This window comes from Subtercola sp. YIM 133946, from assembly GCF_036553535.1.
Lineage (GTDB): Bacteria > Actinomycetota > Actinomycetes > Actinomycetales > Microbacteriaceae > Subtercola.
This window is the reverse complement of the sequence record NZ_JAZHPE010000048.1, coordinates 1-2,800: the sequence shown is the minus strand read 5'-3', so window position 1 is coordinate 2,800 and position 2,800 is coordinate 1. Positions and strand designations below refer to the sequence as shown.

The 2,800-nt window shown below is 67.6% G+C and carries 3 protein-coding genes; all 3 read left to right on the top strand.

Annotation, left to right across the window (positions count from 1 at the left end):
• A partial coding sequence (gene manD, locus V3W46_RS16365) for a D-mannonate dehydratase ManD (protein WP_331784208.1) occupies positions 1 to 1,098 on the top strand: 1,098 nt, incomplete at its 5' end.
• The gene (locus V3W46_RS16360) at positions 1,095 to 2,231 is read left to right on the top strand and encodes a LacI family DNA-binding transcriptional regulator (protein ID WP_331784207.1); all 1,137 of its coding nucleotides are present in this window, start codon (positions 1,095 to 1,097) and stop codon (positions 2,229 to 2,231) included. The genes manD and V3W46_RS16360, both read left to right, overlap by 4 nt.
• An 80-nt stretch (positions 2,232 to 2,311) precedes the next feature.
• Positions 2,312 to 2,494, top strand: a complete 183-nt coding sequence (locus V3W46_RS16355; RefSeq protein WP_331784206.1) for a hypothetical protein — start codon at positions 2,312 to 2,314, stop codon at positions 2,492 to 2,494.
• The last annotated feature ends 306 nt before the right edge of the window (positions 2,495 to 2,800 follow it).

The following is a 2,800-nucleotide window of genomic DNA, read 5'->3' as shown; positions in this document are numbered from 1 at the left end:
CGCGACCACGTCGCCCAACTCCTCATCGGGCGTGACGCGAGCCGCATCGAAGACACCTGGCAGTTCTTGTACCGCAGTGCCTACTGGCGCCGCGGCCCGGTCACGATGGCCGCCATCGCCGCGGTCGACGTCGCCCTGTGGGACATCAAGGCGAAGGCGGCGGGCATGCCGTTGTACCAGTTGCTCGGTGGGGCATCCCGAACCGGGCTGCTCGCCTACGGACACGCCTCAGGAAAGTCGAATGACGAGCTCTTCGACTCGATCCGCGACCACCAGCAGCAGGGCTACCGGGCGATCAGGGTGCAGACCGGTGTGCCCGGGCTGAAGTCGATCTACGGCATCGCCTCGAACGCCACGTTCGAAGCGAACAAGGGCACCCGCTACGACCACGAGCCCGCCCAGCGCGGCGCCCTGCCCGCCGAGGAGGACTGGGACACGCGCAGCTACCTGCGGCACGTGCCGACCGTGTTCGAGGCGGTGCGCAACGAGTTCGGGCCCGAGCTGCCGCTGCTGCACGATGGGCACCACCGTATGACGCCCATCCAAGCCGCGCAGCTGGGCAAATCGCTCGAGCCGTTCGACCTGTTCTGGCTCGAAGACTGCACCCCGGCCGAGAACCCCGAGGCGCTGCGGCTCGTGCGGCAGCACACCACGACGCCACTGGCGATCGGCGAGATCTTCAACACGATCTGGGACTACCAGCAGATCATCCGCGAACAACTCATCGACTACGTGCGCAGCGCAGTCACCCACACGGGCGGCATCACGCACCTCAAGAAGGTGCTCGAGTACGCCTCGCAGTACCAGATCAAGTCGGGCATGCACGGGCCGACGGATGTCTCGCCGGTGGGCATGGCGGCCGCGATGCACCTCGGCCTGGCCATCCACAACTTCGGCATCCAGGAGTACATGAAGCACGGCGCCAAGACCGACCAGGTGTTCGAGCAGTCGTTCACCTTCGCCGACGGCTACCTGCACCCGGGCGAGCAGCCCGGCATCGGCGTCGAACTGAACGTCGACGAGGCCGGTAAGTACCCCTACGCGCAGGCCTACCTGCCCTTCAACCGCCTCGCCGACGGAACCGTGCACGACTGGTGAGCGGCCCCGCAGACACCGGCGACCCCGCCGCAGACCGACGCGGAGCCCGCAAGCCGCCCGCCACCATCTACGACGTCGCCCGCCACCTCGGCGTCAGCCCCTCGACGGTGTCGCGCGCCCTCAACAAACCCGGACGCATCAACGCCGCCACAGAGCAACGCATCCGCGACGGAGCGGCCGAGCTGGGCTACCAGCTCAACCCCATGGCCCGGTCGCTGCCCACCCGACGCACCGGCACCCTCGCGCTGATCGTCTCCGACATCACCAACCCGGTGTACTTCGGCCTGGTCAGAGGCGCTGAGCGCGCAGCGGCCGACGCCGGCTACACCCTCGTGCTCGCCGAGTCGCAGGAGACCGCCGACCGCGAGGCCGAGATCGCGAGCCGCCTGCTCGTCTCGGTCGACGGACTGGTGCTCGTCGCCTCGCGCCTCGACGAGCCGCGACTGCTGGCCCTCGCTGAGCGCAAGCCGGTCATCCTGGTGAACAGACGGATGCCCGGGCTGCCCGGCCTCGTCGCCGACGTCGGTTCGGGCATCCGTTCGTCGCTCGACCATCTGCGCGCCCTCGGTCATCGTCGCATCGCCTACCTGCCCGGGCCGTCGACCTCGTGGATGAGCGATCTGCGCTGGCAGACCATCCGCGCGGAATCCGCCGCACGGGGCCTCGCGGCCATCGAGCTAGCCACGACCACCCCCACCGTCGACGGGGGCCGCGCCGCCCTCCCGTCCCTCCTCGCCGCCGGCCTCGTCGACCCCTCTGCCACCGCCGCATCCGCCCTCCCGGCCGAGACTCCCGGGGCACGCACTGCGCCCACACACGAACACGCGGCCGCGGCCGTCACCGCCGTCTTCGCCTACAACGACCTCGTCGCGATCGGCCTGCTGCAGGCCTGTCGTGAGGCGTCGATCGACGTGCCCGGCACCCTCAGCATCATCGGTTTCGACGACATCTTCGGTTCAGACTTCACCTCGCCCCCCATCACCACCATCCGCACCCCCCTCGACTCCCTCGGCGACGAGGCCGTGCGCGCCCTGCTGGCCGACCTCGCCGGCGCCCCGCCCGAGGCCCGCAGCCCCCTCGAGACCGAGTTCGTTCCCCGCGGCTCCACGGCCAGCGCCGCATCCCGAGCCTGATCGGCGGCCTGCCGCCTGTCGTCGACGCGTCATCAGTGTGGCTACCGCACCCGGCGCCTTCGGCTGGTTACGTTTAGCGCATGAACAAGTGCATGGTCGACCGCTGTGGGAGTGCGGCGGCCGAAGAGATCGAAGTGCGCGAGGCCGGTCTGCAACTGATCTACGCGGTGTGCGCTGAGCACCTCAGCGAGATGGACGAGGGAGCGGTGCTGATGTTGTCAGCCGATCCGCATCGAGGCTTGGTCGGGCTCGCGTCGAGCTGACAGCGCCTCCCTCGTCTGCTGGTCGGATCTGGCCGTTACGCGACAATAGACCGATGAATGCGGCCCATATCGACAAACCATCTGCAGGTGCGATGGGTGATCACGACGTTGCCTTCAAATTCTGGGAGACTGAACTGTGGCGCAATCCTCTCTAGCAGATTCGATCGTCCTCGAGAGAATCAAGCTTCACTCAGGTGAAGCTTTGGAAGTCTCGGATGGACTAACAGTCATTGTCGGCCCAAAGGGACTGCTGACGGTTTAGTTGACTCCTACCGTGTGAGAATTTTGTTCTCGCTGGAAGGATGT

What these genes read in the sequence shown, in the direction of transcription:
- V3W46_RS16355 (WP_331784206.1), top strand. Translation starts at nt 2,312, where the DNA reads ATGAACAAGTGCATGGTCGACCGCTGTGGGAGTGCGGCGGCCGAAGAG.